This is a genomic window from Salipiger sp. 1_MG-2023, from assembly GCF_030547555.1.
In the GTDB taxonomy this organism is placed as follows: domain Bacteria; phylum Pseudomonadota; class Alphaproteobacteria; order Rhodobacterales; family Rhodobacteraceae; genus Salipiger.
This window is the reverse complement of record NZ_JAUOQN010000109.1, coordinates 1-6,258: the sequence shown is the minus strand read 5'-3', so window position 1 is coordinate 6,258 and position 6,258 is coordinate 1. Positions and strand designations below refer to the sequence as shown.

6 protein-coding genes and 1 tRNA gene are annotated in these 6,258 nt (G+C 64.8%); 5 read left to right on the top strand and 2 right to left on the bottom strand.

Features of this window, described 5'->3' with window-relative positions:
* Window positions 1–173 precede the first annotated feature (173 nt).
* Together Q4543_RS23555 and Q4543_RS23550 are read left to right on the top strand one after the other, a co-directional pair.
* The gene (locus Q4543_RS23555) at window positions 174–617 is read left to right on the top strand and encodes a hypothetical protein (protein WP_303442439.1); all 444 of its coding nucleotides are present in this window, start codon (window positions 174–176) and stop codon (window positions 615–617) included.
* Between the two features lie 22 nt (window positions 618–639).
* The gene (locus tag Q4543_RS23550) at window positions 640–822 is read left to right on the top strand and encodes a hypothetical protein (protein WP_303442436.1); all 183 of its coding nucleotides are present in this window, start codon (window positions 640–642) and stop codon (window positions 820–822) included.
* Window positions 823–1,139: 317 nt separating this feature from the next.
* Here the strand turns inward: Q4543_RS23550 and Q4543_RS23545 are convergent.
* A tRNA-Ile gene (locus tag Q4543_RS23545) sits at window positions 1,140–1,216 on the bottom strand.
* Window positions 1,217–1,272: 56 nt separating this feature from the next.
* Window positions 1,273–1,740: a YbaK/EbsC family protein gene (locus Q4543_RS23540; RefSeq protein ID WP_216005618.1), complete on the bottom strand. Its 468-nt coding sequence runs from the start codon at window positions 1,738–1,740 to the stop codon at window positions 1,273–1,275.
* 91 nt (window positions 1,741–1,831) lie between these two features.
* On the opposite strand from Q4543_RS23540, the gene Q4543_RS23535 reads away from it, so the two are divergent.
* The 3 genes from Q4543_RS23535 (at window position 1,832) to Q4543_RS23525 (ending at window position 6,185) form a co-directional block, all read left to right on the top strand.
* Entirely contained in the window at window positions 1,832–4,633 is a 2,802-nt protein-coding gene (locus Q4543_RS23535) for a glutamine-synthetase adenylyltransferase (RefSeq protein WP_303442431.1), read from the top strand.
* Window positions 4,634–4,685: 52 nt separating this feature from the next.
* A complete protein-coding gene (locus tag Q4543_RS23530; RefSeq protein WP_303442428.1) occupies window positions 4,686–5,936 on the top strand; it encodes a VWA domain-containing protein in 1,251 nt (416 codons plus the stop codon).
* A gap of 81 nt (window positions 5,937–6,017) precedes the next feature.
* Window positions 6,018–6,185 (top strand): hypothetical protein, encoded by a 168-nt coding sequence (locus Q4543_RS23525; RefSeq protein ID WP_303442424.1) that lies wholly within the window; start codon window positions 6,018–6,020, stop codon window positions 6,183–6,185.
* The last annotated feature ends 73 nt before the right edge of the window (window positions 6,186–6,258 follow it).

The window sequence follows — 6,258 nt, the reverse complement described above, 5'->3', positions numbered from 1 at the left end:
ATCTCCTTCTCGTCGAAGATCAGCAGACTGCAAATCATAGCTTATGTCAGTCTCCGAATTTCGGGGGGTAGCTCACTTCTCCTCATGATGCGGGCGACAATGATGCTTATTTCGATTGTTTGCTGCGTCAGTTGGAGGATGAGCAGGCTGCTGCTTGGCGGGAAACTGGTGGGATGCAATTAGGCGGCCGGGTTCGTTTCCAAATTCAGTTGACGCGCTACTGGATTGTAAGTACCTCAGAAATGCTGCGTGCGACAAGGAGTTCGATGCTGCCAAAGCACAAGCATATTGAGACCGTATCGGGGTTGCGAGACTTGCTTGGCGCTTTCCGGATGCCGATTTCGAAGCAACAATTGCAAGACCCGAAAAAGTCGAACCCAGATAGTGTTTCAAGGGCGTTCATCGCGGTATCTGAAGATGACGTACTTGAAACTGCGATCTCCTGTCATGCCGAGAGATACCCTGGGGATGGGAATTATCGTGTTAAGCCCATCTTCAATACTGCCAACGGAGGGGTGCTCTTTCCTGTTTATGACGAACAATCGAAGAGCGTTCAAACCATGGATCGTCGGTCGCTGTCGGATCACCTACTGACGGAGATCGAGGCCCTAGCTTGAGATCTAGAAAAGGAGTGTGCCGATGTCGGCGCGCTCCGGGAAAAAACACGTAGCACTCGCGGGGGCTGCTCTGTTCGGTTTCGTCGTTCTTCTGGAGCTTTACGGCGATTACCGTGTGCAAAACGATCAGGCCGCCGTGGATCGTCAGGTCGATGAAATGGTTCGCAAGTCGTGCGCCGGGACCAACTTCAACGAGTGCGTGTGAGAGCACGACGAGGCAGTTAAGAAAATACTGTCGGGAGGCGAATAGGCGCAGTTCACAGTGGAACATTGTGGTGCGCCCCTCCCTTCGCAACGCATTGAAACGTAAGGGTCGGTACCAGCCTGCGCTTGGGGCGCCTCGGTCTTGATTTCTTTGGGGCTTTCGCTGGACGTGGTGCGCCGTTTGGGGACACATCGCGCAGACACGAACCCCTCATCCATGTGGTCCACATCGACTGCAAGTCTTTGATTCAATATCGACCACTGCGCCATCAACGCGGTCCACATGCATACTGAAAGTATTGCGTTTTTTAGCTCTTTTGGTGGGCCCGGCAGGACTTGAACCCGCAACCAAGGCGTTATGAGCGCCCTGCTCTAACCAATTGAGCTACAGGCCCACCGTGTGCGCCTGAGTATCATTCGGGGCGGTCCGGTCAAGCCATTCGGCGCAGGCTCAGGCAATGAAATCCGCTGGCGTTGCGCCGGTGAGCTTTGGCAGCAGCCGCGCATCGAGCGCAAACAGGTGGCGCGGGGTGCCGGCGGCGGCCCAGACCAGATCGAACGTCAGCAGACGCGGGTCGAGCCATGCGCGGATCGGTGACAGATGCCCGACGGGCGAGACGCCTCCGATGGCAAAGCCGGTCTGCGCCCGGATCAGTGCCGCATCCGCCTTGCCCAGCGGCTCGCCCGCAAGCGCGGTGGCCTTGTCGGCGCACACCCGGTTGCCGCCTGCCGTCAGGAACAGCACCGCAGCGCCGCTCTGCTCGGCGCGAAAGATGATCGACTTGGCGATCTGATCGAGGTCGCAGCCAACGCTGTCTGCGGCCTCCTGCGCGGTGCGGGCGTGGGCGACCTCGCGGATATCGGGTTCAAGCCCCGCCTCTTGCAGCGCGGCGCGCACGCGGGTCAGGCTTTTGCTCATGGTCACTCTCCGGTCTGGCGGGCAGGATGATCTGGCGCGCCGCTGCGCAAGACCGTTGCCATCGCCCCCCGGCATCTGCCATCCATCACACATGGATTTCAATGCCCGCATCACCCGCCTGCCACGCCCCTTCGAGCCCGAGATCGGGCGCGAGGCGCTTGCCGCAACCCCTTGGGCCAGCGGCGATGTCGCCAAGCTGATCGCCGGCACTGGCGGCACCAGCCCTTATCTCGCCGGGCTCATCGCCCGCGACGGTAACTGGCTGGAAGGCGCGCTCGACGATCCCGACGCGGCGCTTGCTGCCGTCGCCGCGGGTTTGCCCGAGGTCGGGCCGGACCATCTTGGCACCGCGCTGCGCAAGGCCAAGCGCCGGGTGGCGCTGCTGATCGCACTCGCCGATCTGTCGGGGGCGTGGTCGCTTGGTGCGGTGACGGGCGCGCTGACCCGGTTTGCCGATCTTGCGGTCGATCTGGCGCTCAAGGAGGCGCTGGGGCGCGAGGCAAAGCGCGGCAAGCTGCCGGGCATCGCCCCGGATGCGCTGGAGGATGCGGGCGGCATGGTTGTGCTGGCGATGGGCAAGATGGGCGCGTTCGAGCTGAACTACAGCTCGGATATCGACCTGATCTGCCTGTTCGATCAGGACCGGTTCGACCGGGATGATTTCCACGATGCCCGCAGCGCCTTTGTGCGCGCCACCCGCCGGATGGCCGCCACGCTGGGTGATCTGACCGGCGATGGCTACGTCTTCCGCACCGATCTGCGGTTGCGCCCAGATCCCTCCGTCACGCCTGTGTGCATCGCGATGGAGGCCGCCGAGCGCTATTATGAAAGCCTTGGCCGGGCGTGGGAGCGGGCGGCCTATATCAAGGCGCGGCCCTGCGGAGGCGATCTTGCCGCGGGCGAGCGCTTTCTTGAAACGCTCAAGCCGTTTGTCTGGCGCAAGCATCTGGATTTCGCGGCGATTCAGGATGCCCATGACATGCGCCTGCGCTACCGCGACAAGCACGGCCATGGCGAGATATCGCTTCCCGGCCATGACATGAAGCTGGGCCGGGGCGGCATCCGCGAAATCGAGTTCTTTACCCAGACCCGGCAGGTGATCGCGGGCGGGCGCGATCCGGCGCTGCGGGTGCGCGGCACCGTCGATGGCTTGCGTGTGCTCTCGAGCACCGGCTGGGTGCCTGCCCATGTCACCGAGGCGCTGGCCGACCATTACCGCGCCCACCGCGAGGTCGAACACCGGGTGCAGATGATGCAGGATGCGCAGACCCATCTCCTGCCCACGAGCGACGAGGGGTTCGAGCGGCTCGCGGCGCTGATGGGCGTCGAGACGGCGGCGCTCAAGGCCGATCTGAAGCAGCGCTTGCAAGCGGTTCACGCGCTGACCGAAGATTTCTTTGCCCCGGACGGGCGGGTTTGCGCGGCGCAAATTCCCGACGAGATCGCGCAAAGCCCGCAGGTTCAGCGCTGGCAGACCTATCCGGCGTTGCGCTCGAATCGTGCCCGCGAGATCTTTCGCCGCCTCAAGCCCGAGATCCTCGGGCAGCTGGCGCGCGCCCCGCGCCCGGCCGAGGCGCTGGATGCTTTCGATGGCTTCCTGCGCGGTCTGCCTGCGGGGGTGCAGCTGTTCTCGCTGTTCGATGCCAATCCGCAACTGGTCGATCTGCTGATCGACATCGTGTCGACCTCGCCGGATCTGGCGCGGCATCTGTCGCGCCATGCCTCGGTATTCGATGCGGTGATTGGCGGGGATTTCTTTGCGCCATGGCCGGGGCCGGGGGCATTGACCGCCGAACTGGGCGCGATCCTTGCGCGCGAGGAAGATTACGAGCGCAAGCTCGACATGGCGCGCCGCTGGGCCAAGGAATGGCATTTTCGCGCCGGGGTTCACCTGCTGCGCGGCCTGAGCGAACCGGACGAAGCGGCGCAGCATTACGCCGACGTGGCCGAGGCAGCGCTGGCGGCGGTGTTCCCGGCGGTCTGCGAGGAATTCGCCCGCAAGCATGGCGCGGCGCCGGGGCGCGGCGCGGTGGTGGTGGGCATGGGCTCGCTTGGGGCGCGGCACCTGCACGCGCTGTCCGATCTCGATCTGATCGTGATCTACGATCCGGCCGGGGTTGAGGCGTCAGAAGGCCGCCGCCCGCTGCCCTCGCGGCAATATTACGCCCGGCTGACACAATCGCTGATCACCGCGATGAGCGCCCCGATGGCCGAGGGCAAGCTGTACGAGGTCGACATGCGCCTGCGCCCCTCGGGCAATCAGGGGCCGGTGGCGACCTCGCTTGCCGCGTTCGAGAATTACCAGCGCCAAGAGGCCTGGGTCTGGGAGCATCTGGCGCTGACCCGGGCGCGGGTGGTGGCTGGCCCGCGCGCCCTTGCGGGCGAAGTCGAGGCGCTGCGATCCGAGATCCTCGCCGTTCCCGAAGCGCCGGGCAAGGCGCTGAGCGAACTGGCACAGATGCGCCGGCGCATCACGCAAGCCAAGGGCGCGGGCGATGCATGGGATCCCAAGCTGGGGCGCGGGCGGATGCAGGATATCGAGCTGTTCGCACAGGCCTCGGCGCTGATTTCCGGACGGGGGCCGCGCAGCACCGCGCGGGCGCTGCTGGTCGCTGGTGCCGAAGGCTTGATCGAGCGCGACGATGCCGCGCATCTGGCCGCAACCTACCGTCTGTGCTGGTCGTTGCAGATCGGCGCGCGGCTGATCACCGAAGGTCGGCTCGACCCCGAGGCGGTGGGCGCGGGCGGCTGCGCCTTCCTGTCGCGTCTGACCGGAACCGATGGCCCCGAGGCATTGCAGGCCCGCCTAAACGAGATGACCACGCGCGCGGCGCAGATCATCGATTCCGCGCTGCCGGACCCCGCACAGGACGAGCCTGCGCAAGACCAATGAGGTGCTTGCGCCCCGCGCCGCGCTGTGTCTCGCTGGCGGTGGAGGAGACCCCATGCCCGAATATATCCTGATCGACATCCCCGAGCATCCCAAGCTGGCGCAGAACATCATCCATTTCGCCCGCGCGCTGCGCCGGGCCGGGTTGCCGGTGGGGCCGGGGCGGGTGCTCGATGCCATCCGCGCCGTGGCCGAGGCCGGGTTTACCGACCGGATGGATTTCTACTGGACCCTGCACGCCTGTTTCGTGAATCGCCCCGAACACCGTGTGGTGTTCGCGCAGGTCTTTCGCCTCTACTGGCGCGATCCGCGCTATCTTGAACACATGATGGCGATGATGCTGCCCGCCGTGCGCGGCGTGCAGGAAGAGAAGGTGGCGCAATCGGCGGAAAAGCGCGCCGCGCAGGCACTTCTGGGCGATCAGATGCCCGAACTTCCGCAACCCGAAAGCGACGAAGAGCAGACCCGGATCGAGGTCGACAGCTCCTTCACCCTCTCGGCCGAGGAAAAGCTCAAGACGCTGGATTTCGAGCAGATGTCGAACGAGGAAGTCGCGCAGGCCAAGCGGATGCTGGCGCGGCTGACGCTGCCGGTCAAGCCGATCCCGTCGCGCCGGGGCATGGCGTCGGCGCAGGGGCGCAGGATCGACTGGCGGCGCACGTTGCGTGGCTCGATGCGGCAGGGGGGCGATCTGCGGGCGCTGTCCTATCTCAAGCCGCGCCCGCGCTGGCCCAATCTGGTGGTGCTTTGCGATATCTCGGGCAGCATGTCGCAATATTCGCGCATGGTGCTGCATTTCCTGCACGCGGTGGCCAATGAAAAGGGCGCCGGCTGGGCGCGGGTGCATGCCTTTACCTTCGGCACGCGGCTGACCAACATCACCCGCCACCTGCGGCAGCGCGACGTCGATGCTGCGCTCAAGGCCGCCGGAGCCGAGGCGCAGGATTGGCAGGGCGGCACCCGCATCGGGCAATGCCTGCATGATTTCAATCGCGACTGGTCGCGCCGGGTGATGGGGCAGGGCGCGGTGGTGCTGCTGATCACCGATGGGCTTGATCGCGATGACCCGGATGCGCTGGGGCGCGCGATGGAACGGCTGCACCTGTCGTCACGCCAGCTGATCTGGCTGAACCCACTGCTGCGCTGGGATGGCTTTGCGCCCAAGGCGGCTGGCATCCGCGCCATGCTGCCCCATGTCGACAGCTTCCGCGCCGGGCATTCCATCGCCTCGCTCGAAGAGCTGGCCGAGGCGATCTCGCGCCCCGACGATCCGGGCGAAAAAGCGCGGCTGATGGCTGCGCTTTAGCTGTTCGCAGGTGCTGTTTTGATGCTTGTCACCAGAGCTGCGCTGCGCTCTTTTGCCTAGGGCAATATATTGGGGGCGCGCGTGCAGATTGGCAGGCTGGTCAAGCAAAGCATCAGGTCCATCTGGACCGCTGAAGACAGGGAATTCACGCCGTGGTTGGCGCAACAGGAAAATCTGGACCTGTTGGCCGAAACGCTCGGCATTGGGTCGCTGCAACAGATCTACGAAGAGGTGGCGGTCGGCAGTTGATGATGTCCCAACTGATGGTGTAGCTCACGACGGGCCTCGCGCTCACCGGCGGGCCGAGCTTGTCAGTCGCGCT

Bases quoted from the DNA above. Each gene is read 5' to 3' on its own strand.
- Q4543_RS23555 (WP_303442439.1), top strand. From the start codon at position 174: ATGCAATTAGGCGGCCGGGTTCGTTTCCAAATTCAGTTGACGCGCTAC.
- Q4543_RS23550 (WP_303442436.1), top strand. From the start codon at position 640: ATGTCGGCGCGCTCCGGGAAAAAACACGTAGCACTCGCGGGGGCTGCT.
- Q4543_RS23540 (WP_216005618.1), bottom strand. From the start codon at position 1,740: ATGAGCAAAAGCCTGACCCGCGTGCGCGCCGCGCTGCAAGAGGCGGGG.
- Q4543_RS23535 (WP_303442431.1), top strand. From the start codon at position 1,832: ATGGATTTCAATGCCCGCATCACCCGCCTGCCACGCCCCTTCGAGCCC.
- Q4543_RS23530 (WP_303442428.1), top strand. From the start codon at position 4,686: ATGCCCGAATATATCCTGATCGACATCCCCGAGCATCCCAAGCTGGCG.